The sequence below is a fragment of the Neorhizobium fuzhouense genome, assembly GCF_042611105.1.
Classification (GTDB): Bacteria; Pseudomonadota; Alphaproteobacteria; order Rhizobiales; family Rhizobiaceae; genus Neorhizobium; species Neorhizobium galegae_A.
The window spans coordinates 348,507-374,366 of record NZ_JBHFFP010000002.1 but is presented as its reverse complement, the minus strand read 5'-3'; the positions used below and the strand labels follow the sequence as shown (position 1 = coordinate 374,366).

At 62.6% G+C, this 25,860-nt stretch carries 28 protein-coding genes; 14 read left to right on the top strand and 14 right to left on the bottom strand.

The window, feature by feature from the left end; all coding sequences use genetic code 11:
• Nucleotides 1-23: 23 nt before the first annotated feature.
• On the bottom strand, nucleotides 24-1,037 hold the full coding sequence (locus ACEXP3_RS05565) for an AAA family ATPase (RefSeq protein WP_377296363.1): 1,014 nt from the start codon (nucleotides 1,035-1,037) through the stop codon (nucleotides 24-26).
• A 169-nt stretch (nucleotides 1,038-1,206) separates the two neighbouring features.
• Between ACEXP3_RS05565 and ACEXP3_RS05560 the strand changes: the two genes are divergently transcribed.
• From ACEXP3_RS05560 to ACEXP3_RS05550, 3 genes are read left to right on the top strand one after another with little or no spacing between them, the layout of a single operon-like run.
• Nucleotides 1,207-1,842 carry a DUF1285 domain-containing protein gene (locus tag ACEXP3_RS05560; protein ID WP_377296598.1) on the top strand — a complete coding sequence of 212 codons (636 nt, stop codon included), beginning with the start codon at nucleotides 1,207-1,209 and terminating at the stop codon, nucleotides 1,840-1,842.
• 5 nt (nucleotides 1,843-1,847) lie between these two features.
• On the top strand, nucleotides 1,848-2,501 hold the full coding sequence (locus tag ACEXP3_RS05555) for a CoA pyrophosphatase (protein WP_377296597.1): 654 nt from the start codon (nucleotides 1,848-1,850) through the stop codon (nucleotides 2,499-2,501).
• A complete protein-coding gene (locus ACEXP3_RS05550; protein WP_377296362.1) occupies nucleotides 2,498-3,790 on the top strand; it encodes a CCA tRNA nucleotidyltransferase in 1,293 nt (430 codons plus the stop codon). The genes ACEXP3_RS05555 and ACEXP3_RS05550 overlap by 4 nt, the downstream gene beginning before the upstream one ends.
• Before the next feature lie 143 nt (nucleotides 3,791-3,933).
• On the opposite strand, the gene ACEXP3_RS05545 is transcribed toward ACEXP3_RS05550, so the two are convergent.
• The 3 genes from ACEXP3_RS05545 to hemF all read right to left on the bottom strand — a co-directional run bounded on the left by ACEXP3_RS05545 (nucleotide 3,934) and on the right by hemF (nucleotide 5,629).
• Nucleotides 3,934-4,143, bottom strand: coding sequence for a DUF1059 domain-containing protein (locus ACEXP3_RS05545; RefSeq protein ID WP_210104418.1), 210 nt, complete (start codon nucleotides 4,141-4,143; stop codon nucleotides 3,934-3,936).
• A 140-nt stretch (nucleotides 4,144-4,283) separates the two neighbouring features.
• Nucleotides 4,284-4,550: a hypothetical protein gene (locus tag ACEXP3_RS05540; protein WP_210104419.1), complete on the bottom strand. Its 267-nt coding sequence runs from the start codon at nucleotides 4,548-4,550 to the stop codon at nucleotides 4,284-4,286.
• A gap of 164 nt (nucleotides 4,551-4,714) precedes the next feature.
• Nucleotides 4,715-5,629, bottom strand: coding sequence for an oxygen-dependent coproporphyrinogen oxidase (hemF, locus tag ACEXP3_RS05535; RefSeq protein ID WP_377296361.1), 915 nt, complete (start codon nucleotides 5,627-5,629; stop codon nucleotides 4,715-4,717).
• Between the two features lie 235 nt (nucleotides 5,630-5,864).
• Here hemF and ACEXP3_RS05530 point away from each other — a divergent pair, with 235 nt between their 5' ends.
• Together ACEXP3_RS05530 and ACEXP3_RS05525 are read left to right on the top strand one after the other, a co-directional pair.
• Entirely contained in the window at nucleotides 5,865-6,119 is a 255-nt protein-coding gene (locus tag ACEXP3_RS05530; RefSeq protein WP_245365684.1) for a hypothetical protein, read from the top strand.
• 133 nt (nucleotides 6,120-6,252) lie between these two features.
• The gene (locus tag ACEXP3_RS05525; RefSeq protein ID WP_377296360.1) at nucleotides 6,253-7,206 is read left to right on the top strand and encodes a flagellin N-terminal helical domain-containing protein; all 954 of its coding nucleotides are present in this window, start codon (nucleotides 6,253-6,255) and stop codon (nucleotides 7,204-7,206) included.
• 238 nt (nucleotides 7,207-7,444) lie between these two features.
• Here ACEXP3_RS05525 and ACEXP3_RS05520 read toward each other — a convergent pair whose 3' ends face one another.
• A complete protein-coding gene (locus ACEXP3_RS05520) occupies nucleotides 7,445-8,998 on the bottom strand; it encodes a hypothetical protein (RefSeq protein ID WP_377296359.1) in 1,554 nt (517 codons plus the stop codon).
• A 109-nt stretch (nucleotides 8,999-9,107) separates the two neighbouring features.
• A complete protein-coding gene (locus tag ACEXP3_RS05515) occupies nucleotides 9,108-9,572 on the bottom strand; it encodes a tRNA (cytidine(34)-2'-O)-methyltransferase (RefSeq protein ID WP_210104423.1) in 465 nt (154 codons plus the stop codon).
• 380 nt (nucleotides 9,573-9,952) lie between these two features.
• Between ACEXP3_RS05515 and ACEXP3_RS05510 the strand changes: the two genes are divergently transcribed.
• The 3 genes from ACEXP3_RS05510 (at nucleotide 9,953) to ACEXP3_RS05500 (ending at nucleotide 15,093) form a co-directional block, all read left to right on the top strand.
• A complete protein-coding gene (locus tag ACEXP3_RS05510; RefSeq protein WP_377296358.1) occupies nucleotides 9,953-11,812 on the top strand; it encodes an ABC transporter ATP-binding protein in 1,860 nt (619 codons plus the stop codon).
• Nucleotides 11,813-11,960: 148 nt separating this feature from the next.
• Nucleotides 11,961-13,157, top strand: a complete 1,197-nt coding sequence (locus ACEXP3_RS05505) for a hypothetical protein (protein WP_377296357.1) — start codon at nucleotides 11,961-11,963, stop codon at nucleotides 13,155-13,157.
• 73 nt (nucleotides 13,158-13,230) lie between these two features.
• A complete protein-coding gene (locus ACEXP3_RS05500) occupies nucleotides 13,231-15,093 on the top strand; it encodes an ABC transporter ATP-binding protein (RefSeq protein ID WP_377296356.1) in 1,863 nt (620 codons plus the stop codon).
• Nucleotides 15,094-15,104: 11 nt separating this feature from the next.
• Here ACEXP3_RS05500 and ACEXP3_RS05495 read toward each other — a convergent pair whose 3' ends face one another.
• Nucleotides 15,105-16,073: an endonuclease/exonuclease/phosphatase family protein gene (locus ACEXP3_RS05495; protein WP_377296355.1), complete on the bottom strand. Its 969-nt coding sequence runs from the start codon at nucleotides 16,071-16,073 to the stop codon at nucleotides 15,105-15,107.
• 306 nt (nucleotides 16,074-16,379) lie between these two features.
• Here ACEXP3_RS05495 and petA point away from each other — a divergent pair, with 306 nt between their 5' ends.
• From petA to ACEXP3_RS05470, 5 genes are all read left to right on the top strand, one after another.
• The gene (gene petA / locus ACEXP3_RS05490; RefSeq protein ID WP_210104428.1) at nucleotides 16,380-16,958 is read left to right on the top strand and encodes a ubiquinol-cytochrome c reductase iron-sulfur subunit; all 579 of its coding nucleotides are present in this window, start codon (nucleotides 16,380-16,382) and stop codon (nucleotides 16,956-16,958) included.
• Between the two features lie 11 nt (nucleotides 16,959-16,969).
• On the top strand, nucleotides 16,970-18,241 hold the full coding sequence (locus ACEXP3_RS05485; RefSeq protein ID WP_377296354.1) for a cytochrome b: 1,272 nt from the start codon (nucleotides 16,970-16,972) through the stop codon (nucleotides 18,239-18,241).
• A 26-nt stretch (nucleotides 18,242-18,267) separates the two neighbouring features.
• Nucleotides 18,268-19,128, top strand: coding sequence for a cytochrome c1 (locus tag ACEXP3_RS05480; RefSeq protein WP_210104430.1), 861 nt, complete (start codon nucleotides 18,268-18,270; stop codon nucleotides 19,126-19,128).
• 149 nt (nucleotides 19,129-19,277) lie between these two features.
• The gene (locus ACEXP3_RS05475) at nucleotides 19,278-19,820 is read left to right on the top strand and encodes an adenine phosphoribosyltransferase (protein ID WP_210104431.1); all 543 of its coding nucleotides are present in this window, start codon (nucleotides 19,278-19,280) and stop codon (nucleotides 19,818-19,820) included.
• A 75-nt stretch (nucleotides 19,821-19,895) separates the two neighbouring features.
• The gene (locus tag ACEXP3_RS05470; RefSeq protein ID WP_377296353.1) at nucleotides 19,896-20,510 is read left to right on the top strand and encodes a LysE family translocator; all 615 of its coding nucleotides are present in this window, start codon (nucleotides 19,896-19,898) and stop codon (nucleotides 20,508-20,510) included.
• Nucleotides 20,511-20,569: 59 nt separating this feature from the next.
• On the opposite strand, the gene ACEXP3_RS05465 is transcribed toward ACEXP3_RS05470, so the two are convergent.
• The 3 genes from ACEXP3_RS05465 to ychF all read right to left on the bottom strand — a co-directional run bounded on the left by ACEXP3_RS05465 (nucleotide 20,570) and on the right by ychF (nucleotide 22,737).
• Nucleotides 20,570-21,037 carry a MaoC family dehydratase gene (locus tag ACEXP3_RS05465; protein WP_377296352.1) on the bottom strand — a complete coding sequence of 156 codons (468 nt, stop codon included), beginning with the start codon at nucleotides 21,035-21,037 and terminating at the stop codon, nucleotides 20,570-20,572.
• Complete coding sequence (locus tag ACEXP3_RS05460) at nucleotides 21,034-21,504, bottom strand: MaoC family dehydratase (protein ID WP_377296351.1); 471 nt, start codon at nucleotides 21,502-21,504, stop codon at nucleotides 21,034-21,036. Before ACEXP3_RS05460 ends, ACEXP3_RS05465 begins: the two co-directional genes overlap by 4 nt.
• A gap of 129 nt (nucleotides 21,505-21,633) precedes the next feature.
• Nucleotides 21,634-22,737: a redox-regulated ATPase YchF gene (gene ychF, locus ACEXP3_RS05455; RefSeq protein WP_377296350.1), complete on the bottom strand. Its 1,104-nt coding sequence runs from the start codon at nucleotides 22,735-22,737 to the stop codon at nucleotides 21,634-21,636.
• A gap of 237 nt (nucleotides 22,738-22,974) precedes the next feature.
• Between ychF and clpS the strand changes: the two genes are divergently transcribed.
• Nucleotides 22,975-23,277, top strand: coding sequence for an ATP-dependent Clp protease adapter ClpS (clpS, locus tag ACEXP3_RS05450; RefSeq protein ID WP_210104436.1), 303 nt, complete (start codon nucleotides 22,975-22,977; stop codon nucleotides 23,275-23,277).
• Nucleotides 23,278-23,337: 60 nt separating this feature from the next.
• Here clpS and ACEXP3_RS05445 read toward each other — a convergent pair whose 3' ends face one another.
• The 4 genes from ACEXP3_RS05445 to ACEXP3_RS05430 all read right to left on the bottom strand — a co-directional run bounded on the left by ACEXP3_RS05445 (nucleotide 23,338) and on the right by ACEXP3_RS05430 (nucleotide 25,715).
• Nucleotides 23,338-24,156, bottom strand: coding sequence for a transglutaminase-like domain-containing protein (locus tag ACEXP3_RS05445; protein WP_377296349.1), 819 nt, complete (start codon nucleotides 24,154-24,156; stop codon nucleotides 23,338-23,340).
• Between the two features lie 74 nt (nucleotides 24,157-24,230).
• The gene (locus ACEXP3_RS05440) at nucleotides 24,231-25,127 is read right to left on the bottom strand and encodes a transglutaminase family protein (RefSeq protein WP_377296348.1); all 897 of its coding nucleotides are present in this window, start codon (nucleotides 25,125-25,127) and stop codon (nucleotides 24,231-24,233) included.
• 85 nt (nucleotides 25,128-25,212) lie between these two features.
• Nucleotides 25,213-25,455: a hypothetical protein gene (locus ACEXP3_RS05435; RefSeq protein ID WP_210104439.1), complete on the bottom strand. Its 243-nt coding sequence runs from the start codon at nucleotides 25,453-25,455 to the stop codon at nucleotides 25,213-25,215.
• Nucleotides 25,456-25,529: 74 nt separating this feature from the next.
• Nucleotides 25,530-25,715, bottom strand: a complete 186-nt coding sequence (locus tag ACEXP3_RS05430) for a hypothetical protein (RefSeq protein ID WP_377296347.1) — start codon at nucleotides 25,713-25,715, stop codon at nucleotides 25,530-25,532.
• Nucleotides 25,716-25,860 lie beyond the last annotated feature (145 nt).

The window sequence follows — 25,860 nt, the reverse complement described above, 5'->3', positions numbered from 1 at the left end:
CGTTTATGTCTTGCGGCGGCCGGTCAGCCACGCGCCTGCTTGACAAGCCCGTCGATCACGTCGCGAACCGACATGCCTTCGGCGCGCGCGGAAAACGTCAGCGCCATGCGGTGTTGCAGCACCGGTTCTGCCAGCGCATGAACATCGTCGAGCGAGGGGGAAAGACGCCCCTCGTAAAGCGCACGGGCGCGGGCGCAGAGCATCAGCGCCTGGCCGGCGCGGGGACCTGGGCCCCAGGCGACATGACGGTCGGTCATCGTATTGCCCTGGCCCGGACGGGCCGAGCGCACAAGCGACAGGATGGCATCCACGACCTTGTCGCTCACCGGCATCTGGCGAATGAGCGACTGGATTTCTTTCAGGCGCTGCGCGTCGATAACGGCGCGAGCCTTTGCTTCCGACGTGCCGGTGGTGTCGAGCAGAATCTGGCGCTCGGCGGCAAGCTCCGGATAGAGCACATCCACCTGCAGCAGAAAGCGGTCGAGCTGGGCTTCCGGCAGCGGATAGGTGCCTTCCTGCTCCAGCGGGTTCTGGGTCGCCAGCACATGGAAGGGCGTCGGCAGGTCGTAGCGCTGGCCGGCCACCGTGATGTGATATTCCTGCATGGCCTGCAGAAGGGCCGACTGCGTGCGCGGGCTTGCGCGGTTGATCTCGTCAGCCATCAGCAATTGCGCAAAGACCGGGCCCTTGACGAAGCGGAAGGAGCGGCGGCCGTTCTCGTCCTGGTCCATCACTTCGGTGCCGAGAATATCCGACGGCATCAGGTCCGGCGTGAACTGGATGCGGTTGGCATCGAGCCCCAGCACGGTGCCGAGCGTCGTCACGAGCTTGGTCTTGGCAAGGCCCGGAACGCCGACGAGAAGTGCATGGCCCCCCGACAGTACGGCAACGAGCGTGTTTTCCACCACCTGTTCCTGGCCGAAGATGACCTTCGACACTTCGGTGCGCACGGCGGCAATATCGGAAAGCGCCTGTTCGGCGGCAGCGACGATTGCCTTCTCATCGAGTGGAGTATCGGTGGAAGTCATCACGCCCATGTCGGTCTCCATCAGGCTCGTGTCCGGCGTCCTGCCGGCATGGTCGAATCGCGTCTTGTTCAGCGAGCAGTCCGTTCACTCCAACTTATTCGCGTGGCGGCGGCTGACAAGAACGTTATGAATGACTATCTCGTGACACGACCCATAAACCGGAACCATGACTGAAATTATGGCAGGTGAGACGATTAATACCGCAAGGGATGCAGACGGACTGGCGGCCCTGATTGCGCGCGCCGCCGAAGAGGTGGGACACCGCAGCGATGGCAGCGCACGCGGTCTGCCACCCGTAGAACGCTGGAATCCACCCTTTTGCGGCGATATCGACATGGAAATCCGCGCCGACGGCCGCTGGTTCTATATGGGAACGCCGATCGGCCGCCCGGCGCTGGTGCGGCTGTTTTCCACCGTGCTGCGCAAGGATGAAGACGGGCACACCTATCTCGTCACGCCTGTGGAAAAACTCAGGATCAAGGTCGAGGATGCGCATTTCCTGGGCGTCGAGATGACGGCGGGCGAGCGCGACGGAGAGCCAGTGCTGACCTTGCGCACCAATGTCGGCGATGTGGTGGAGGTCGGCAGCGAGCATCGCTTGCGCTTCGTCATCGAAGGCGAGCACCGCCAGCTGAAGCCCTATGTTCTGGTGCGCGGACGGCTGGAGGCACTCTTGTCACGCGCGGTCATGTACGAACTCATCGAGCGCGGAGAGGTGATCGATGTGAAGGGCGTGCCGATGTTTGCCCTGCGGTCCGGCGGCGCGATCTTTCCCGTGATGCCCGCCGATGAACTGGACCAGCTGTCGCAATGAGTAACCTGTCGATGCATCCGGCCCTCGCCAATCCGGCCTTCTATTCGGCCGCGGAATTTCGGCGGCGTGCGCAAAGCCAGAGCGGCAGCCCGATCGAGACGGCGGCGCGCGAGCATGGCGACCACCTGCTGAACCCTGATATCATCACGCATCTGGAAGGCGTAACGCTCAAGGATGCGGCCGTGCTGGTGCCCGTCGTCAACGATTCCGAAGGCGCGCGGGTGATCCTGACGAAGCGCACGGCAACGCTGCGCAAGCATTCCGGCCAGATCGCCTTTCCCGGCGGTGCCGTCGATCCGGATGATGCAAGCGTCGAGGCGGCAGCCCTTCGCGAGGCGGAAGAAGAGATCGGCCTGTCCCGTACCTTCGTCGAACCCGTCGGCCGCCTGCCGGATTATTTTGCCGCAACCGGCTTTCGCATCACGCCGGTGCTGTCGGTGGTGGAGCGCGGCTTCCAGCTGACACCAAACCCGACGGAAGTGGACCGAGTGTTCGAGGTGCCGCTTGCCTTCCTGATGGACCCGGCCAACCACAATCGCGGCAGCCGGGAATGGAACGGCACGCTTCGTCACTTTTATGAAATGCCCTATGGCGAGTGGAATATCTGGGGCATTACCGCCGGTATTCTGCGCACGCTCTATGAAAGGTTATACGCATGACGACCGCGTCCGAAGGAGGGCCTGAGGCCGCAAATCTTGCCGGTGCCGGCTGGCTTTATGCCGCCCCCGTGCAGCGCGTGTTTTCCCTGCTGAACGCCGATGGCGGCGAGGGGCGCGTGGTAGGCGGCGCGGTGCGCAATGCGCTGATGGGCATGGCAATCAGCGATCTCGATTTCGCCACGACGCTTTTGCCGCAGGTTGTGATGGAGCGGGCGAAGGCAGCCGGCATCAAGGCGGTGCCAACCGGCATCGCCCATGGCACGGTCACGCTCGTCCTCGATGGCCAGCCCTTCGAGGTGACGACGCTGCGCCGCGATATCGCAACCGATGGGCGCCACGCCGAGGTTGCCTTCGGCACCGACTGGCAGGCCGATGCGATGCGACGCGATTTCACCATCAACGCTCTTTACGTAACGCAGGAAGGGCAGGTGATCGATCTGGTCGATGGTCTGGCGGATATCGAAAGTCGCACGCTGCGTTTCATCGGCGATGCGGCGACCCGCATTGCCGAGGATTACCTGCGGGTGCTGCGCTTCTTCCGCTTCTTTGCCATCTACGGCTCGGGCCGGCCGGATGCGGAAGGATTGCGCGCCGTCGCCAAGGCCAAGGACAGACTGGGCGGCCTTTCGGCGGAGCGGGTTTGGGCGGAGATGAAAAAGCTTCTGTCGGCTCCCGATCCGTCGCGGGCGCTTTTGTGGATGCGCACCACCGGTGTGCTGGGCGCCGTTCTGCCGGAAAGTGAGAAATGGGGCATCGATGCCATTCACGGACTGGTGGCGGCCGAGCAATCGCTGGGCTGGGAACCGGATGCGCTTCTTCGCCTTGCCGCCATCATTCCGCCCGATGCGGTGCGGCTGAAGGCGCTGGCCGAGCGCTGGCGATTGTCGAACGCCGAGGCGCAGCGGCTCGTGGACTGGGGGCGGTCGCCGGTGCCCTCCGTCGAGCTTGCCGAAACGGCTCTCGACCGGCTGCTCTATCGCAACGGCAAGGACGGGCTTCTGATGCGGCTGAAACTGGCACTTGCCAGCGCCCGCCATGCCGCGCAGTCCAATGACGCCGACATGGTCAAGGCCGCCCGCTGGTCTGCGCTTCTGAAGCGCGCGGAAAAATTCGCAAAGCCGAAGTTCCCGCTAAACGGGGCGGATGCGATGGCGCTTGGCGTGCCGGCCGGCCCCCGCATCGGAAAACTCCTTCAGGAACTCGAAACGCTCTGGGTTGACGGCAATTTTGCGATGGACCGGGCAGCACTTGCCGCCCGGCTGAAAGAGACGATCGACGCCGGTCTCTGACGAACAGGTCCTGCCGCTTGGGATAGTCATATCCATTGCTGGCGGGCGCTCCTTGCGTCCGCCACTCGATCATCGCCTGACACGCATATGCATTGATCGGTCAGGCCCGCTTGCGGGCAGATCCGCCTCCCACACAAGGCCGGCTATCGAACAGCAGCCACAGCGGAAGCGTCGGTCGCTTGCTCACTCTGGATACGCGCCTTGATGTTGTCGATCATGGTTTCCCGGATCACCGTTTCACCATGGGTGGTGCGAAGATGATCGACGGCGCGGCGCACGATTTCGGCATCTTCATCGGCGCGGGTATGCCAATCGCAACCCGGCACGAGCGTGCCGCATTCAAACAGTCTCATGGCTTCCTCCTTTGGTGTCGACGACGGCCGCACAAGGCGGCAGCCGTCGTCAGAACCAAACGGGAAAGGGCTGCAGGCGTTCCATCAGGCGGGTGTGCGGACAGGCGCCCCAGATGCCACGAAACGGTCCGTGGCCTTGATCAGTCGGAAAAGGCCCAGGAATGGAAAACCGACGGATGGGCTTCTCCGGCCCGCGTCGTCTCGGGCACCGCTCTCTCCGGCTGGCTGTTGGCAGGCGTGCGGCCGGTCAGTTGCCGGCGCACCTGCGCCACGTAGAACGAAAGCGGCAGGTCCGTATCGCTGCGGGCCCGCAGATCGGCAGCCATGCGATTGATCATTTCGGGGGTATCGAGCGGACGGGCCTGGTCGGCTTCCCGCGGTACGGCGACGCTGTGCGATGTAGGCATGCGATCCTCCTCCGATGCAGTCCAGCAAAAGCTAGCATCCATAGCATGAAGTGGATCGCAAATTTGTCAATTCACGATTCCTTAATTAATCATCAAAAGCCCTGCGAATCAGGCATTTGCCGCACCCGCGAGCAATCGCCCGCGCCGCGTAGAGCCAGTGTCCATCACGGCCAGCGCACCATCGGCGGCATCGAGGAGAGAATGGATTCGACATTGCCGCCGGTCTTCAATCCGAAGATGGTGCCGCGGTCATAGAGCAGGTTGAACTCCACATAACGGCCGCGGCGCACGAGCTGCTCCTCGCGATCCTGATCGGTCCACGGGCGGTTGAAATTGCCGCGCACGAGGTCTGGATAGATGCCGGCAAAGGCGCGGCCGACCGCCTGCACGAAGGCGAAATTCGCAGACCAGCCGCCTTTGCCCGGCTGAGGGTAAAGCCAGTCGAAGAAGATGCCGCCAATGCCGCGCGCCTCGTTGCGGTGCTTCAGGTAGAAATAGTCGTCGCACCATTCCTTGTAGCGCGGATAATCGGCGACAGTGTCATGCGCGCGGCAGGCCTCTTCCATGGCCGCGTGAAAGGCCACCGTATCGGGGTCTTCCTGTGTGCGGCGCCGGTCGAGCACCGGCGTGAGGTCTGCGCCGCCGCCGAACCACTGGCTGGTCGTCACCACCATGCGGGTGTTCATGTGCACGGCCGGTACATTCGGGTTGACCGGATGGGCGATCAGAGAAATGCCCGAGGCCCAGAAGCGCGGGTCATCGGCGGCCCCCGGCATCTGCTTGCGGAATTCCTCGGAAAACTCGCCATGCACGGTGGAGGTGTGGACGCCGACCTTTTCGAAGACCCGCCCTTCCATCATCGACATGCGCCCGCCGCCGCCTTCGCCGTCCTCGCGAAGCCAGTCCTTCGGCCGGAACCGGCCGGGCGCCCGGTCGCTCAAGGGCCCTGACAGCTCATCCTCGAGGGCCTCGAAGCTTCGACAGATCGTGTCGCGCAGGCTTTCGAACCAGGCGCGGGCTTGCGCCTTCTTGCCCTCGATATCGTCCGGCAGGCCGAGCGGGATATGCGGTCTTTCCATGGCGATCTTTCCCTTCTTGCCGTGCCGGCCCGAACTGGCGCCGACGCGTCGAATCGGGCCTTGAGCCCGCAGCGTCAATCGGGCCCGGACATAACCCGGCGCCCTGTGCGCAGGCAACCGCTCAACTGCGCCGGCATCAAGGCGTAACGCAGGGGCAAGCGGCGATAATCGACTCGCCATGCCTGCATTGCCGGGTTATCGTCAAAAATCGATCTGGAGCAAAGAGGTGAAGCGCATGGCCAAACCCCCGCCGCTTGACGGACTGAAGCGCAGGATCAACCGCCATCGGCAGGAGGTGAGCGGCCGACAGCACGAGGGCAATTTCGTGCGTCAGACCTACTGCCTGTCGCGCGAGGAGGCCCGCCGCAAAGCCCGCGAATGGTTCGACAGTTTCCCGAAGGCCGCCTACTGGACCGAAGTCGAAAGCTGGCGGCAGCTGGAAGGCGATTGCATCGAATTTACCATGCGCCGCCTGCCCACGGCTGACTGAGATGACAGGTATTCGCGCAAACGCTAAAATTATAACGTCCGGTTAAACCGAACCGCAAATCCTTGCCCGCTACATGTCTCCCATGCCTGAGCCAGACCGGTTAAGCGGTTGGCCCGACACAAGCGGAGAACCGATGTATTCGTCATCCCTCAATGCCACAGCCGCATCAGCGCTTTCCCTTCTCGGTGGCACAAGCCGGGCGTTGAACGACACGACCATCCGCGTCGCCTCCGGCCGCGAGGTCAATAAAGCCTCCGACAACGCGGCCTACTGGTCGATTGCGACCACGATGAAATCCAGCAGTCTGTCCTTGTCGAGTGCCGAGGACGCGCAGGCCTTTTCCGCAGCCATCGCCGATACGGCAGCCCTTGGCATGACCGCGGCAACCGACATCATGTCCGATATCCAGTCGAAGCTGATCCTTGCCAAAAGTCCGGGCGTCGACCGGAAGGCGGTCAATGCCGAAATCAGCCAGTTGAAACAGCAGTTGACGACCGTGATCGACAGCAGTTCCTTTAACGGCCAGAACTGGCTGAAGACGGGAGCCGGCGAGCGCCCCAAGGTGGAAAGCATGGTCGGCTCGGTCGCAAGCGACGGCAACGGCAATGTCTCGGTCAACGTCATTGATTTCGACAGGGGCGGCTCGACGCTTGTGGCGAAGGGCGATGCGGCCGATGGTCTGCTCACCCGCGCCTATTCCGGCACGAGTGCTTCCGGCGCATCCTACTACCTGCTCGATGCCGGTTCCACCGTGCCGAATGGCGCCGGTGCCCGTGAGATCGGCGTGTCGGATGCCACGAGCAATGACGAGATCGACGGCATGATGTCTGCCGTCAACAGCATGATGGCGCGCATGATCGACGGCGGCGCTGCCATCGGCGCAACCAGCAGCCGCATCTCTTCCAACACGAATTTTCTGCAGAACCTGCAGGACATTACCCAGATCGGTATCGGCCGCATGGTGGATGCGGACATGGAGGAAGAGGCGGTAAAACTCTCTTCGCAGGGTGTCCAGCAGCAGTTGCAGACCATCGGGCTCAACATCACCAATGCCACGATGGCAAAGACCATGATGCTGTTTGCCTGATCGAGCCGGCGGCACCGCGCCGCCCGGGAGAGCTTCAGGCCGTTGCCCTCGACTGCTTCCCTTGTCTGTCGAGGCGATGCGCCAGGATGAAAGTGCCGACGGGGTCCGCCGTCGGCACTTTCATTTTGCAAGCGGATTCGTCAAAGGAAAGACCACGGCGCCGGACGAACGAAGCGACCATCGCGCTCCGTGTCATCCCATAGCCTGCCGTCCTCAACGGACGTTCCCCTGAAAGATGCTATCGGCCGCGCCGCGGCTTTGCTCTGGCGGCACTCGGGGTTTTGGGTTTCGTCGGCGCGGGGGCTGCCGGTTGGGGTTGGGCAGGCTCGGCGGCAGCGACTGGCGCGGCCTCGGCCTTGAGTACAGTCTCGGCAAGGGGCTCCGACACGACATCCGGCTCCACAAGCGCTTCGGACGTCTCGTCCGGTGCCGCAGCAAGCTCTGTGATCTCATCCGTCTGCGGGTCAGACTGTTTTGCCGCCTGCGGCTCTTCGAGGGCCTCCGGCAGATCGACGTCCGCCACCTCCGGCGCCATCTCCTCGATGGCCGCTACGGCCTCCAGGGGCTCTGCATCGTCTGCCGGTTCGGCCGTTTCAATCTCGGTGGTCTCCACCGCGGCGGAAGGATCGGGTGCGTCCAGGAGATCGGTGAGGGCTGCAGGCAAAGGCTCTGCTTCCGGTGCTGCATCCACGTCGCTCGGAGGCGCGGCCAAGGCTTCCGGAATCAGTTCCGGCACCGGAATCGGCAGCGTTTCCGGAACAGGGGCAGGGGGCGGCACTTCGGCAATGACGGGGAGCGTCAGGATCGTTGCATCCGTCAGCCGCGGGCTTGTCTCGTCTGTCGGCGCCAGCGCAGCTGAGCCGGCCAGCACCTTGCGCAGCGTTTCGGTGACCGGCACATGGTTGGGCAGATCGGTATTCGTATGGTGGCCGGCCTGCGGCACCAGTTCATCCACCGGAATTGCGTGGCGCGAGTTGATTTCCCCGAACCAGTCCCACTCGCCCATGACGTCGATGACATCGCGGAACGGGCGCGGCATTGCGATGCGGGCACTGATCGTGATGATGCGGGCGCGGGCGGCGAGCGTCTGAGCAAGCGCGAGATCGGCATGGGCCAGCCGGTACAGCGCTTCGGAGATCACCAGATTGCCCTTGGAGTGGCCAAGGATCAGCTTGAAGGACAGGCGCGGATGGGCAAGCAGGGCACCCACCGTCTGGGTATCGAGGCTCGCTTCCGCCAGCTTTTCGATGGAGAGTTTCGGTGCCACGCCGAACTGCGGCCGGCCGAAAAAGTCGTCCAGCCGCTCGAACTGGTGGCGAAAGCCATTGAGATAGCCGAAGAGGAAATAGCCGCCGAGCGCTTCGGTCATCACGTCGGCCAGACCGTAGCCGGAAACAACCACCGCCACCGGCTTGTCGATGGCATCGGCGATGTTGCGGGCAAAGGCGGCAGAGCCGAGCGCAGACGAGCCCACCCCGGCAACCGCCAGCGTGTCGATCGTCTCGCCACCTCCCAGCAGATAGTCGTCGATCGTGTCGCAGAGTTTCAGCGATCCTGCGCCCGTTGGCGGCACGATCAGAATGGCGCCCTCGGCAGCAAGACAACTGCTGATATAGAAGGCTTCTTCCGCCGTGACCGATTTGACGTCGTAAAACAGCGAGTCGAGCGTTGTGTTGCGCCGGCGCAGGCTTTCCAGCGACAGGTTGCGCAGCGGCGAATGCTGGATGCGTTCCGGAAGGCTGAGGGTGCGGGCGAACTGGGTGATGGAATGGGTGAATGCGGTCGGGAACATGGGTGTCTCTCCGAAGCTGGGAGGAGGCTGGCAAGTGTTCTTGAATATGCATTCTCAAGCATAAGCTTCGCACAGTTCCCGTGATCCGCCAATACCACTTCGGGCTGTATCAGCCCTGCCAGTCAATTTGCCGCATTGCCTCGCCGGTGATCATCGCAGCCGAGATCGCCACATTGATCGAGCGTTGGCCCTCGATCATTGGAATGATCAGCCGTGCATCGCAGCTCTCATGCACGGCATCCGGCACGCCGGCACTTTCGCGGCCAAACAGCAGCACGTCATTGCCGGCAAAGCGGAAATCGGTGTAGCGGGTGGCGGCCTTGGTCGAGGCAAGCACCAGACGCCGGTTTTCCGACAGCCGCCAGGCGTTGAAGGCCGCCCAGTTGACATGGCGCGTCATCGTCACGCTGGCGAGGTAATCCATGCCGGCGCGGCGCAGGTTCTTGTCCGTGAGCACGAAGCCGGCGGGCTCGATGATATCGACACCAAGCCCCAGGCAGGCCGCGAGCCTGAGGATGGTGCCGGTATTGCCGGGAATGTCGGGCTGGTAGAGAGCAATGCGAAGCGCGGTCATGGAGCAGCCTGTGGTGGAGATTTAGAACGCCAAGGGCTATTTCATCCACAGGCCCGTCATGCAACCGTCACGCTGCCGGCTTGTCGCCTGTCTGTGCAGATTCCGGCTTTTCAAATTTTCCCTTTGCTGGTAAACGCAGTTCGTCTTCAACGCCAGCCAAAGGAGGCCTTCATGGATATGACCGTGTTTTTGCGCTTCCGACCGCAGATTGTTCTGCTGCTGGCCTAAGCTCTCGCGGTTCCCGCAAAGCCTGACCTCTCCAAGATCGTTTTCGAGGCCTTGCCAGGCCTTGCCATTTGAATTTCGCCGCGTGCCGGTGAGTGCCCCTGCGCCCAGATCATGCGCAGTCGCCGCGGCAGTCCGAGTGACGGAGCCTATTGATGTTTGCCTGGTTTGAAAATCGCGTAAACCCCTATCCGGCCGGTGAGCCGGCCCTGCCGCCGAAGGGCCTTCTGGCCTTCTGCTGGCATTATACGAAGCCGGTCTGGCCCTGGCTGCTGCTGCTTGGCACCTGCTCGATGGTGATTGCGGTGGCGGAAGTGCTGCTCTACCAGTTCCTCGGCAATATCGTCGACTGGCTGAGCAATGCGGATCGCACCACCTTCCTCGCGCAGGAGGGCGGACGGCTGGCCGCCATGGCGGGGCTGCTGCTTGTCGGCCTGCCGCTTGCCGGCATGATGCATACCGTCACCATGCATCAGGTTCTGGCGGGCAATTTTCCGATGATTGCGCGCTGGCAGATGCACCGCTTCCTGCTACGCCATTCGATGACCTTCTTTGCCAACGAGTTCGCCGGCCGCGTGTCCACCAAGGTCATGCAGACCTCGCTTGCCGTGCGCGACGCGGCGATCAAGATCATCGACGTCTTCGTTTATGCGGCAAGCTTCTTCGTCTCGATGCTGGCGCTGGTCGCCTCGGTCGACTGGCGTCTTGGCGTGCCGCTGGTGCTTTGGATCATCGTCTATGGCCTCATCCTGCGCAATTTCATCCCGAAGCTGCGCACGCTGTCGAGCGAGCAGGCCGATGCCCGCTCGATGATGACCGGCCGTATCGTCGACAGCTATACCAATATCGCCACCGTCAAGCTGTTCTCGCATGCGGGCCGCGAAGAGATCTATGCCAAGCAGGGCATGGATGCCTTCCTCGTCTCCGTTCACAAGCAGATGCGCCAGATTTCGCTTCTCAACATCTGCGTCGATATCAACAATGCCGTCGTGCAGTTCTTCGTCGCCTCGCTCGGCATCTGGTTCTGGCTGGATGGCAGCGTCAGCGTCGGGGCAATTGCGGTTGCCATCGGCCTTGCCATGCGCATCAACGGCATGTCGCAATGGATCATGTGGGAAGTGGCGGCGCTGTTTGAAAATATCGGCACGGTCTATGACGGGCTGTCGATGATGACGAAGCCGCACGAGATCATCGACCGGCCATCGGCAAAGCCGCTTTCGGCCCAGAAGGGCGCCATCGTCTATGACGGCGTGCGCTTTCACTATGGCAAGCAGAGGGGCGTCATCGACAATTTCTCGCTCTCTATCCAGGCGGGCGAGAAGGTGGGTCTCGTCGGGCGCTCCGGTGCCGGCAAGACGACGCTGATGAACCTTCTCCTGCGCTTCTACGAGGTGGAGAAGGGCCGCATCCTCATCGACGGGCAGGATATCTCGCATGTGGCGCAGGACAGCCTGCGTGCGCTGGTCGGCGTCGTCACGCAGGATACCTCGCTGCTGCATCGTTCGATCCGCGACAACATCGCCTATGGTCGCCCGGATGCCACCGATGCCGAAATCATCGAGGCGGCCAAGCGCGCCAATGCCTGGGATTTCATCCAGGGCCTGGCCGACCAGCAGGGGCGCCTGGGGCTCGATGCGCATGTCGGCGAACGCGGCGTCAAATTGTCCGGCGGCCAGCGCCAGCGCATCGCGATTGCCCGCGTCTTCCTGAAGGATGCGCCGATCCTGGTGCTCGACGAGGCGACCTCGGCGCTCGATTCGGAAGTGGAGGCGGCGATCCAGGAAAGCCTGTTCAAGCTGATCGAGGACAAGACGGTGATCGCCATTGCCCACCGCCTGTCGACGTTGACGCAGATGGACCGGCTGATCGTGCTCGATGCCGGCCGGATCGTCGAAATGGGCACGCATCAGGAACTGGTCGAAAAGGGCGGCATCTATGCCGACCTGTGGAACCGCCAGTCCGGTGGCTTCCTGGGCGATGATGCCGAAGACAAGACGGAGGCGGCCGCGGAATAGCGGCTTGCCGCATGAGATCACCATGCCGGGCCTGCATTGCGGCCCGGCATGGCTCCCTGTCTTTTGTCGATGCGTTTACCATTCCCCTTAAAGGCTTGGATTAGCTTTTATTTTAGGGTGATCTCCTATTGATCTGGGAGAATGCGCGATGTCTATCATCACAAGCATGCAGCCTGATCCGAACGCCAATGGCCGGCAGGCCGTTGCTCTTCTCCTGCGCCTCGGCTTGGACCTCAGTCCTGTCAACTTCGAACTGATGACGCTGCTCATCGAAGGGGAGAGGCCGGAGATCAAGCGCCGCTTCGCGCTGCTTCCCCGCCCCATCGATCCGCAGGAATGGGCCGCCATGGCCCGCGATATCCTTCCGCAGCACTTTCAAACCGGCCAGCGCCTGACCGCCGCCCTGTCGCTTCTTGATGCGGCCACGGAATTGCGTGGCATCCTGTCTGCCGTGGACGAGACGGTGAGCAGCAATCTGCAGAAGATCGAAAAGGCGGCCACATTGCTTCAGTCCGCACCCGCCCTGTCGCCGGCGCAGATCGCCCATGTGCTGAAGGCGGTGACCGATGCCTGTGCGGCGGAACTGGAGGCCACCCGGCAGGTCATGCAGGCGCTGGACGACTGGGCCGGACCTTCGGTCGCAAGACCGGCTCCGGCGACATCGGTCTTGTCTCCCTCTGGCCCATCCCCCGCCGTCGAGGCGAATTTTCCCGATGCCAGCGCCGGAGCCGGCGCCGTTGTCGGGCTTGTGGCCGCAGGCGCTGGCCTCCCCGATGCCGCCCGTCCGGTCGCTGCTGCACCCCTGGTCCACGGGCTGGCCGGTCGCGCCGCCCTGATGGGGCGGATGAAGGCGCTGACGACCGACGGCCAGCAGCTCGATGGGTCGAGCCTGGTGCTGTGCCGCCTCAAGGGCCTTGAAGCCTATCAGCGCCCGGCCATGATCGGTGCGCGCGATTTTCTGCTCGATACGCTCGGCCAGCAGGCCGGCCGGCTGATGAGCAAGGAGGAAATGGCCTCCTGGCTGCAGATGGACGAACTGGGCATGCTGGTGAGCTTCACCGACGACCTGTCGCTGACGGATCTCGGGCGCCGGATCGGCCGCATTCTGGAAACCACGGTGCGTCTGGCCCGCAAGCGCGTTCCCGACCTGCCGAATGTCCAGTGCCGGCTGGGTGCCGCCTCCGCGTTCGGCGCGGTCACGCCGGCGCAGCTTTACGACAGCGCCCGCCTTGCGCTGCAGCGGGCGGAATTCCGCGGCGACGACACATTGGTGACCACGACGGTGTCCGGCCGCCTGCCGAAAGACCGGCATTATGAGGCGCTCTACGGCCGCCGGACGAATTAGCCGGCGCCACATTGCCAAACTTTAAGCCGGCGCGCGTCTTGCTGCGGACGCGAAAGCGCCTATACCCAAGGGTATGATTGACGCCCTGTTCCGCTTTTTCGAGACCCGTATCCGGCCGTTTGCCCCGCGGCCCGATCTGCAGCCACCCAGAGCGACCTTCGCCTTCATCTGGTTCTACGTGCGCCAGGCAAAGGCGCCGTTCCTGATCATGCTGGTGCTGGGTGGGCTGACGGCCGCCATCGAGGCGGCGCTGTTCTGGTTCGTCGGCCGGCTTGTCGATATTCTCGCAAGCGTCGACCGGGCGGCGGGCTGGTCGGGGCTTCTGGCGTCCCACGGCTATGAACTGGCCGGCATGCTGGTGCTGATCGGCGCCGTGCGTTTCCTGGTGACGATGCTGACGGCGCTGGTGGACCAGCAGGTGATCACACCCGGCTTCTACAACATGGTGCGCTGGCAGTCCTACCAGCACGTGGCGCGCCAGTCGCTGTCCTTCTTCCAGAACGATTTTGCCGGGCGCATCGTCACGAAGGTCTGGTCCGGCGGGCAATCGACGGGCGATCTCGTCACCTCGCTCATGGAAAGCGTGTGGTTCGTCGGCATATATGCGGTCTCGATGCTGGCGCTGATCGGCGGGCTCGACTGGCGGCTCGCCGTCATCGTGCTGGTCTGGGTCGGCATCTTCTCGTTTCTTGCCCGGTATTTTGTGCCGCGCATCCGCTTTCACTCGCGCGAGACGGCGGAAGCCGGCTCCATGCTCTCCGGGCGCATGGTGGATGCCTACAGCAATATCCAGACGCTGCGGCTGTTCGGCCGCGACGAGGTGAACGACCGCTACATGCGCGAAGGCTTCGATATCTTTCAGGCCTCGACCATGATGTTCACCCGCTTCATCACCGGCGTGCGGGCCTCGATGGCGCTGCTGTCGGGCGTAATGATCACCAGCATGGCGGCGCTGTGCATCCATCTGTGGCTCGACGGGCGCATCAGTTCCGGCGCGGTCGCCTTCACGCTGGCGCTGGTGCTGAGGCTGAATTTCCTGCTCGGGCGCCTGATGACGCAGTTCAACGGCATCATGCGCAATTTCGGCACGGTGCAGAATGCCGCCGAGCTGATCTCGCAGCCGGTGTCGCTGACTGACGTACCGGACGCGCCGGCGCTTGTCGTGCGCCAGCCGGACATCCGCTTCGAGGATGTGAGCTTCCACTACGGCCGCGCCTCCGGCGTGATCGATCGCTTGAACCTCACCATCCGGGCCGGTGAAAAAGTCGGGATCGTCGGGCGCTCGGGGGCTGGAAAATCCACGCTCGTCAACCTTCTCCTGCGCTTCTACGACGTGGAGTCCGGGCGCATCCTGATCGATGGGCAGGATATCGCCAGGGTGAGCCAGGAGACGCTGCGCCAGCAGATCGGCATGGTGACGCAGGATACATCGCTGCTGCATCGCTCGATCCGCGACAACATCCTGTTTGGCCGTCCCGATGCCAGCGACGCGCAACTGCTTGCCGCCGCCCGTCAGGCGGAAGCCGACAGTTTCATCCTGGCGCTGGAGGACCAGCGCGGCCGCAAGGGGTTCGATGCCCATGTCGGCGAGCGCGGCGTCAAGCTCTCCGGCGGCCAGCGCCAGCGCATCGCCATTGCCCGCGTCATGCTAAAGGATGCGCCGATCCTGGTGCTGGACGAGGCAACATCGGCGCTCGATTCGGAGGTGGAAGCGGCTATCCAGACGCATCTCGACGCCCTGATGAAGGGAAAGACGGTGCTCGCCATTGCCCATCGGCTCTCCACCATCGCAGCGCTGGACCGTCTGATCGTCATGGACAAGGGGCGCATCGTGGAAGAGGGCACGCATTCCGCCCTTGTTGCCTCCGGCGGGCTTTACGCCGAACTCTGGTCGCGCCAGTCCGGCGGCTTTCTCGATCTCGGGTCAGACGTCTGAAACCCGCCGGGTCAGGGCAGGGGCAGCCCCAGATCCGCCACCAGCCCGTAATGGTTGGAGCCGTGGTTGTCGGCAATGCGCTGGATATGGCGAAAGGCAAGCGGCTCACGGATGTAGATATGGTCGATCGGCACACCGAGCGAGCCGGCCATGATCGGCCAAGTGGCGGGCTGGCGTTTGGCCGCCTTCAGCCCTGTCTGGCGCAGGAATTCGAGCATGTCGGGGGAAATGCTCGACGCATTGAAATCGCCCGAAAGGACGAGCGGGCCATTGAGGCGGCCGAGCATCCGCGCCGCACCCTGCAATTCCTCATCGTGGTAGGCATCGAAATAGGGTTTTGTCAGGTGGATCGCCGCCACATTGACCTCTCCCGCCGGCAGCTGGACACGGGCGGTGATGAAGCGGTGATAGGCGAACTGGCTCAGACTCTGGATCGTACCGTTCTTCAGCGGATAACGCGACAGCATCATCAGGTCGCAGCTTTTCGTCTGCTCTCCGCATCCGATTCGGTAGGGATAAGCGGCAAACAGCCGGGGAAGTGCGGGCACCACGCCGCGCGCTTCCATGATGTTTACGACGTCGGCCCGCGATCCGAGGATCTCGTCGGCGATGGCGTTCGCATTTTCCGTATTGGTGCCGAGCACATTGAAGGAGATCAGCCGGAACGCCGGGCCGGGGGTATCGACCGTGGCGACCGCATAGCGTTGCGACAGCAGGTAGCCGTGGATGCTCAGGCCGATTGCCGCCATCAGGACGATCACGCCGAAAATGTTGAAGCGGATGACAAGTGCAATTGACACCGCAACAACTGCAATGAGAGCGAGATGAAAGTGAAGGTTCTGAAAAATCGTGACCAGAAAGAAATCGACGACGAATCGGCTGGAAACTAGCAGCAAAACCAGCGCGCTGATCAAGGAAATACTGAAGGACAGGTGATGGCGCATGGCGTTCCATTGCGTCGCGGCAGGGTGAACTGCCATAACATGCGCCTTTGTGCGCCGCAACAAACACTGAACCACCAGGGCGCAGGTTTTTAGACGGCCCCTGCCGGGTGGCGCGGCAGGCGCGCAACGGACAGCTGTGGCACGCTGGCGGCACGGGCGTTCTTGTCGCATGTCAGGCCCGCGACAATGTGCCCATATCCTGTTGCCGAGACTGGACTTATCTTACGATCACGCATAGAAATCCCTTGGGGAGCATAGAGTCCAATTGTGTCCGAATTGGATTGAGACGGGGCGAGGGGCCATGCAATTTTACGACATTTCTGCGCAGAGGATGGTTTGACCGTGAGCGAGCACGACACGAATAGCGGCAGCGTGGGCGAGCCCACTCGCCGTGATTTCCTTTATCTGACGACCGGCATGGCGGGTGCCGTGGGTGCCGTGGCTGTGGCCTGGCCTTTCATCGACCAGATGCGCCCGGACGCATCCACCTTGGCCATGGCCTCCATAGAAGTGGACGTGTCGAGCGTCGAACCGGGCATGTCGCTCACCGTCAAGTGGCGCGGCAAGCCGGTCTTCATCCGCAACCGCACGGAGCAGGAAATTGCCGAAGGCAAGGCCGTGGCTCTGGGTGACTTGAAGGATCCGGTGGCCCGCAACGCCAATATCGCCCCGGATGCGCAGGCGACCGATGTCGACCGCTCGGCGGGCGCCGGCAAGGAAAACTGGATCGTCATGATCGGTTCCTGCACCCATCTCGGCTGCGTGCCGCTGGGGCAGTCCGGGGATTTCGGCGGGTGGTTCTGTCCCTGCCATGGCTCGCACTACGATACGGCGGGCCGCATTCGAAAGGGCCCGGCGCCTCAGAACCTGGCCATTCCGACGTTTACATTTGCGACCGATACCGTGATCCGGATCGGGTGAGGGGACACAGCATGAGTGGGCATTCCAGTTACCAGCCTTCCACAGGCATCGAAAAGTGGATCGATTCGCGGCTACCCCTGCCGCGCTTGGTGTATGACAGCTTCATCGCCTTTCCGGTGCCGCGCAATCTCAACTACGCCTATACGTTCGGCGCCATGCTCGCCGTCATGCTGGTCGTGCAGATCCTGACCGGCGTCGTGCTGGCCATGCACTATGCGGCCGAAACGACGGTTGCCTTCAACTCTGTCGAAAAGATCATGCGCGACGTCAACCATGGTTGGCTCCTGCGCTACATGCATGCCAACGGCGCCTCCTTCTTCTTCATCGCCGTTTACCTGCACATCGCCCGCGGTCTCTATTACGGCTCCTACAAGGCGCCGCGCGAAATCCTCTGGATCCTCGGCGTCGTCATCTACCTGCTGATGATGGCAACCGGCTTCATGGGCTATGTGTTGCCCTGGGGTCAGATGTCCTTCTGGGGCGCGACCGTCATCACCGGCTTCTTCTCGGCATTCCCGCTGGTCGGAGAGTGGATCCAGCAGTTCCTGCTCGGCGGCTTTGCCGTTGATCAGCCGACGCTCAACCGCTTCTTCTCGCTGCATTATCTCCTGCCCTTCATGATCGCCGGCGTGGTGATCCTGCACATCTGGGCGCTGCATGTGACGGGCCAGACCAACCCGACCGGCGTCGAGATCAAGACCAAGACCGATACGGTGCCCTTCACGCCCTATGCGACGCTGAAGGATGCATTCGGCGTCTCGATCTTCCTGATGGCCTATGCCTGGTTCGTCTTCTACATGCCGAACTATCTGGGTCACCCGGATAACTACATCATGGCGAACGCCCTGAAGACGCCGGCCCATATCGTGCCGGAATGGTATTATCTGCCGTTCTACGCCATGCTGCGCGCCATCACCTTCAATGTCGGCCCGATCGATTCCAAGCTCGGCGGCGTTCTGGTGATGTTCGGTGCGATCATCGTCCTGTTCTTCCTGCCCTGGCTCGATACGTCCAAGGTTCGCTCGGCGGTCTATCGCCCCTGGTACAAGCTGTTCTTCTGGCTCTTCGTCGTCAATGCCATCCTTCTCGGCTGGCTGGGTGCGATGCCGGCGGAAGGCATCTATGTCGCGCTGTCGCAGGCCGGCACGCTGTATTACTTCGGCTTCTTCCTCGTCATCATGCCGCTTCTCGGCCTCTTCGAGACGCCGCGGCGCATCCCCAACTCGATTACGGAGGCAGTTCTTCAGAAGAACGGCACCGTGAACGCCGACATGCGCGCCTGAAGCCAGTGACCGAGAGGACGAAAACGATGAAAATGCTTGTCAAAGGCTTCCTGTCCCTGGCTCTCGTCGCCGGTCTTGCCTCCGGCGCGGCAGCCGCGGAGGAGGCCGCCCATGCGGAAGGTGGCACGCCGCACTATCCGATCCACCATCCGCAGCCGGTGGACTGGAGCTTTGCCGGCCCCTTCGGCCATTACGACAAGGGCCAGCTGCAGCGCGGCCTGAAGATCTATACGGAAGTCTGTTCCGCCTGCCATTCGATGAAGCTCGTCTCCTTCCGCACGCTGGAAGGGCTCGGTTATTCGGACGCCCAGGTAAAGGCTTTTGCCGCCACGCACGAAGTGCAGGATGGCCCCAACGACGCGGGCGAGATGTTCACCCGCAAGGCCGTGCCGTCGGATCATTTCCCGTCACCCTTCCCGAATGATCAGGCGGCGGCTGCCGCCAATGGCGGCGCTGCCCCGCCGGACATGTCGCTGCTCGCCAAGGCCCGTGGCGTGACGCGCGGCTTTCCGCAGTTCATCTTCGATATCTTCACCCAGTACCAGGAAGGCGGGCCGGACTATATCCACGCCCTGCTGACCGGATACCAGGAGCCACCGGCCGGCGTCGAAGTGGCCCCGGGCACGCATTACAATCCGTATTTCATCGCGGCACCCGCCCTTGCCATGGCGCCGCCGCTCTCGGATGGTCAGGTGACCTATGACGACGGCACGCCGCAGACGCTTGACCAGTATTCCAAGGACGTCGCCGCCTTCCTGATGTGGGCTGCCGAGCCGCATCTGGAAGAGCGCAAGCGCACCGGCTTCATGGTGATGGTGTTCCTCGCCATCTTCAGCATCCTCATCTATCTGACGAAGAAGTCGGTTTACGCCCGCAAGGAGCATTGAGGCGCTGCCGTCGTGTTGACGGAGCCTCCACCCTGTTTCGGGAAAACCATTTCGGTTTTCCCATTGATCCTGTAGAGAGGCGGCTTCGGCCGCCTTTCGCGTGCAAGGCGCCTTGCCCGCCCCCTAGCAGCCCTTCACTGGAAGATCCGATGTCCGATATTGCAACGACGCTCGCCACCGCCATCCGCGCCATTCACGATTATCCCAAGCCGGGGATCATCTTTCGTGACATCACGACCTTGCTCGGCAATGCCGGCGCTTTCCGTCAGGCGGTCGATGAACTGGTGCGGCCCTATAACGGCCTTGCCATCGATCAGGTGGCGGGGATCGAGGCACGCGGCTTCATCCTCGGCGGTGCCATGGCGCATCAGCTCTCTTCCGGATTCGTGCCGATCCGCAAGAAGGGCAAGCTGCCGCATCAGACGGTGCGGATGGCCTATAGCCTCGAATACGGCACCGACGAGATGGAGATGCATGTGGATGCGGTGCGCCCCGGCGACAAGGTCATCCTCTGCGACGACCTGATTGCCACCGGTGGCACGGCCGAAGGCGCCGTCAAGCTGCTGCGCCAGCTGGGTGCCGATGTCGTGTCCGCCTGCTTCGTCATCGACCTGCCGGAGCTTGGCGGGCGACAGAAGCTCGAGGCGCTCGGCGTTGAAGTGCGCACACTGGTGTCCTTCGAGGGGCACTGATCCCGCCTTGCGGGACTTGTGCGGCAGGTCGCGCGGGCATAGCCTCAAGGCATAACAAGCCTTGAGGGAACGGATATGGATCTTCACACGCTGATCGCCTTTGCGGCGACGTTTTTCGTCTTTGCCGCAAGTCCCGGCCCCGACAACATGACCATCCTTGCCCGCACCGTGCAGGGCGGTGCTGCCTCCGGCATCGCCTATGGGCTGGGCACCGTCACCGGCATCCTGATCTTCCTGTTTCTCGCCGCCTTCGGCCTGTCGGCTGTGGCCGGCGAGATGGGTTTTGGCATGACCGTGCTGCGTTATGCGGGTGCTGCCTATCTCGTCTGGATGGGCCTGCGCCTGTGGACATCGCCGGCGCATGTGCCAGAGGAGAAGGCGGTGGCCGAACCAGGTGATCTGAGACGCGGGTTTCTCGCGGGCGTCGTGCTCAATCTCGGCAATCCGAAAATGCCGCTGTTTTATGTCGCCCTGTTGCCGAATGTCATCGGCCCCAACCTCACGCTGCTGCAGGCCGCAAGCCTTGCTCTGGTGATCCTGCTTGTCGAGGTGGTGGTGATTGGCGGCCATGTGCTCTTGGCAAGGCGCGCGCGTGGCCTGATGCGCAGCCCGCGCGTGGTCAAGCGGATCAACCGGGGCGCCGGGGCCGCCATGGTCGGCGCGGGCGTTGCGGTCATCGCCACGCGCTGAGGAAACGGTTTCGGCCGGCGATCAGCATCCGGCCGCATTGGCTTCTACGACCGGATTTATCAGGCAAAATCCAGCACGCTGCTTTCAAACCGCAGCACCATCTCGCCATTCTGGTTGATGCCTTCGTTGAGGGTCGAATTCAGCCAGGTGCCGGGGCGCGAGGCAAGCTCGCGCGTGTCGGTGAGAGTCACCGAATAGGTGATGCGGTCACCCGCATAGACGGGGCGCAGCCATTGCAGCTTGCGAAAACCGGGCGAGGGGCCAAGTTTCGGCGGCGTTATCCCCTGCTGTTTGAGGCGTGGGAATTCCTCGGCAAAATGGGCAAGCAGCATCTTCATCCAGCCGGCGCAGGTGTGCCAGCCGGAGGCGCAGAGCCCCCCGAACACGTAGGATTTGGCCGCTTCCGCATCCATGTGGAATGGTTGCGGATCGAATTTTTCGGCGTAGCGGATGATGTCTTCGGCCAGAAATTCCAGTGTGCCGGTCTCAATGCGGGTGCCGATGGGATAAAGCTCTGCCAGCCTCATGCGGCGGTCTCCTTGGCGCTGCGCATCGAAAACATGATGACCTGTTCCGCGACGCAGACGGTGTCTCCGCGCTGGTTCTGCAGTTCAGTGCGCATGCGCACCAGCCCGATGCCCGGGCGGGACTTGAGCGGACGCGCTTCCAGCACAAGACCCTCGCCCGACAGCGAGTCGCCGGCAAGAACCGGTTTCTTCCAATCCATCACATCGACGCCGGGGGCGCCCTGGCAGGTGGAATTGCCGATATAGCTGTCGACGATCATGCGCATCTGCAAGGCGGCGGTGTGCCAGCCGGAGGCGGCAAGGCCGCCCAGAATACTCGCTCTTCCGGCCTCTTCCGACAGATGCATCGGCTGCGGATCGAATTCGCGGGCGAACTCGATGATCTCTTCGGCCGTGACCGTGCGAGGCCCGAGCGGAAAACTGCGCCCCTCGTGAAAATCCTCAAAATGCAGCATTGCTCTTCCCATTCACGCTGATCAGACAACCATAGCGGATGTTCCGGTCATTCCAAGCTGTTTGCGGAAACGGCCGGCCCCAAACGAAAACTGCCGCCCGGGCAAGGGGCGGCAGCGCAATCGACAAAAGCCTGGAGAGGCTCAGGTGTTGAAGCGGAAGTGAATGACGTCGCCATCCTGCACGACATATTCCTTGCCTTCGTCGCGGCCCTTGCCAGCTTCCTTGGCGCCCACTTCGCCCTTGTAGGCAATGTAGTCGTCATAGGCGATGGTGAAGGCACGAATGAAGCCGCGCTCGAAATCCGTGTGGATGACACCGGCCGCAGCCGGCGCCTTGGTGCCGCGCCGGATGGTCCAGGCGCGGGTTTCCTTGGGGCCCACGGTGAAATAGGTGATGAGGTCGAGCAGGTTGTAGCCGGCGCGGATCAGGCGGTCGAGACCAGCTTCCTCAAGGCCGAGCGCCGAGAGGAATTCCTTGGCTTCCTCTTCCGGCAGCTGCGCCACTTCCGATTCGATGGCGGCTGAAATGATCACGCATTCGGCCCCTTGCGCCTTTGCCATTTCGGCGACAGCCTTGGTATGGGCATTGCCGTCCACCGCATCGGCTTCCGCCACGTTGCAGACGTAGAGAACCGGGTGGGAGGTCAGAAGGTTCAAACCCTTCAGGATCTCGATTTCGTCGGCGGCAAGGGTGGTCAGGAGAAGGCGGGCGGGCTTGCCCTCGTTCAGGAGCTTCACCACCGCTTCCATGATCGGCAGCTGGGCGAGCGAATCCTTGTCCTTGGATGCGGCGCGCTTGCGGGTCTGCTCGACACGGCGTTCCAGGCTTTCCAGATCGGCGAGCATCAGCTCGGTCTCGATCGTCTCGGCATCGCCGACCGGATTGATGCGGCCTTCGACATGGGTGATGTCGTCATCCTCGAAGCAGCGCAGCACATGCACCACGGCATCCACTTCGCGGATGTTGGCCAGGAACTTGTTGCCAAGCCCTTCGCCCTTGGAGGCGCCACGCACCAGGCCCGCAATGTCCACAAAGGAGATGCGGGTCGGGATGATTTCCTTGGAGCCGGCCACGGAGGCGAGTTTTTGCATGCGCGGATCGGGCACGGCCACTTCGCCAGTGTTCGGCTCGATGGTGCAGAAGGGATAGTTTGCCGCCTGTGCCGCCGCCGTCTTGGTCAGCGCGTTGAAGAGGGTCGACTTGCCGACATTCGGCAGACCGACGATACCGCATTTGAAGCCCATAAGGGTTCCACCCGTCCTTGATTTAGATTGACCGTGGCTATGGGGGAAACACGCCATGGGGTCAAGGGCAACGGCCCATTCCGCCGCGTTTCCGGCCGCCGAAAGCACTTGCCGCCTTGCTGTGGACGAAGACTCTTCCTATTTTCATGAAGATGCGTGGAAACGCTGTTGTCCGCGCGCGAATGATCCATGAAATCCCGGCTGCACCGCCTCAGGTGACACAGGAGGCCCGCCGCCATGGCGAACGGAACTACACTCAAGCCGAAGAGCACGACGAAGCTGGAGCGCCCGAAGCTCTACAAGGTCATTCTGTTCAACGACGATTATACGCCGCGCGAATTCGTCACGCTGGTGCTGAAGGTTGTTTTCCGCATCGGGGAGGATGCTGGCTATCGGGTGATGATGACGGCACACAAGCTCGGCTCCTGCGTCGTCGTCGTCTGCGCCAAGGATATTGCCGAGACAAAAGTCTCCGAGGCCATGGATCTGGCCAAGGAAGCGGGCTTTCCGCTGATGTTCAAGGCCGAGCCGGAAGAATGATCCTGCCGGCCGTCGCAGGCTTCCAGGATCCCGCCTGCGACGCTGCCCAAGGTGCCGCGGTCACATCGCCAGGGTCGGGATTTCCTCAGTGATCACCTCAAAATGCTTGAGGATTGCAGGGCCAAAGGCAGTCGTCAGCGCAACATCCGTGGCGTCGCGGCCGGTGGCCATCAGGATGCGGCCGATGCGCGGCTTGTTGTGGCGCGCATCCACCGTGTGCCAGCTTCCGCCGAGATAGACCTGGAACCAGGCACTGAAATCCATCGGATTGACGTCCACGGGCACACCGATATCGCCGAGATAGCCGGTGCAGTAGCGCGCCGGGATGTTCATGCAGCGGCAGAGCGTGATGGCGAGATGGGCAAAGTCGCGGCACACGCCGGTGCGGTCTGTGAAGCCGCCAAAGGCGGTGCGCAGCGGATCGGCCTTCTGGTAATCGAAGGCGATGTGGTTGTGGGTGAAATCCAGAATGGCCTTAACACGCGGCCAGCCGAGCGGCGTGTCGGAAAAGGTCTTCCAGGCAAAATCGGCCAGACGATCCGTGTCGCAGTAGCGGCTGCCGAGCAGAAACACCAGAACCTCGTCCGGCAGATCCTTGATCTCGTGCTGGTAGGCATTCTCCGGCACTGGATCGGCAAGGCCGCCGTCATAGATTTCAAAATCTGTGGTGATCGTGGTGAGGCCTGCCGGAGCCACAATGCGGCTGCAGGCATTGCCGAAACCGTCGAGATAACCACGTGCCTCGATCGGGCGGTCGAAACTCAGCGTCTGCTCGCCAAGGAGGTCTGCCCGGCGCGAGGGGTGGATGTTGAGAACCAGCAGCATGGCCGTGTCCTGCGGGCATTCGTAGCTCAGGCGAAAGCCCGCGCGGATTTTCATGGATGTTTGTCCTTGATCGAAAAAGGGAGTGGCGACTTCATGCGTGGAACGGCTTTCGGTGGTGGTTGTTCCGCTCATCCTGTATGGGTTGTGCCGTTTTCGTCCGTCGTCACGTTGATCTGCACGGTCATGTCGTCGAAATCGGAAGCCTTGCCGCCATAGCTGCCGGAGAGCGGCACGGCCTGGCGGGGATCGCGCGCCACGCCGACACGGATGAGATCCCGGTTGCCGACGATGCCATTGGTCGGGTCGAACTCCACCCATCCGGCGCCGGGCAGGTAGACCTGGCACCAGGCATGGGTCGAGCCGCCGCCAAGCGTGGTGGAACCGTCGCGGTCTGGCACATAGATATAGCCGGTGACGAAACGCGCGGCCATGCCGAGCATGCGCGCCGCCTCCATCATCAGGAGGGCGAAATCGCGGCAGGTGCCGCGGCGCAGCGAGAGCGTCTGAAGCGGCGTCTGCGTGCCGTGCTCCAGCCGCCGCTGGTAGGTGAAGCTTTCATGGATGCCATAACAAAGCGTCATCAGCAGCCGGCCGGTCTCTGTCGGCTGGCCCTGGCGCACGAACTGTCGCGTCCAGCGTCCGAGCTGATCCTCCGGGTCGGGAAACTGGCGCGCGATAGTGCGCTCCAGGTCCGGCGCTTCTTCCAGATCATAGGCAAAAGGATAGGTGAGGGCCTCTTCGTCGATCTGCAGATCGAGCGCAACCTGCTCTGAATGCTCAAGACGGATGTTGGTTTCGAACCGAAGCTTTTTGGCCCGACCGGAAAACTCGATGAGCGCCACGCAATTGCCGAACACGTCATGGATCCAGCGCACCGATTGCGGCGGCGGATGGATGGCGAGATCGGAACTGAGGAGCGTCTGGTCAAAGCTGTCGCGCGGCCGAAACATCAGGCGGTGCTGCCCGAAGGCGACCGGCCGCTTGTAGACATATTCGGTGATGTGGCGAACGGAAAATATCGTCATGCGATTATCGCCTTCCGGTCATCCGCGGTCGCGTGCGGCGCCGGGCGGATGCGTCGATGAAAGCCCGCATCCGCGACAAAGGCCGTCAAGCCCGACGCAGCAGCGGGTAGTCCTGCGCGTCATAAAGACGGCGGATGCCGTTGCCGTCGAAGCGGGTCTCGTCCACCTCCAGCACGCAACCGCGTAACTGCACGTCGGGCATGTCCTCAATGGCAAAGCGTACCGCTTCGGCAACGGTGTCGAACCGCCGATAGCGCACGCGGGTGGTGCGCTTGTTGGTCTTGCACGGATAAAGTCCGGCGCTTGCGTTGTAGTCGATGGTTGTCACGTCAAACTGTCCTGCGGCCGTCAAACGGCCTTCAATCGGGGTTGGGTCGTCTTCTTGGGTGTCGGCGGAGAGGATCAGCCGGCGGGTTGCAGATGCGACGCCCGTTTGGAGAGGCGCTCCTGCTTTTCGATCATCTTGCGTTCGCGCAGTCGAAGCGCCTGGCTGTTGCGCAAGGCCTGCAGCTTGGCGGCATTGGAGCCGGCTTGCGGCTCTGGCCTCGCAAACAAAAGTGCTGCGGCGGTACGGGGGGTGTGAAACATGGTCGTCCTTGAAATCTGGGTCGATGGCGCAAGAAACGGATTTGCTGGCGCGCTCCAGCCGGTCGGGCTGAAGTTCTGAAAAACGTTCGCAAAATCTGGGGGTCGCCAAGCAGCCTAGAAGGCAAGGATGATCAGGTAGCCGAAA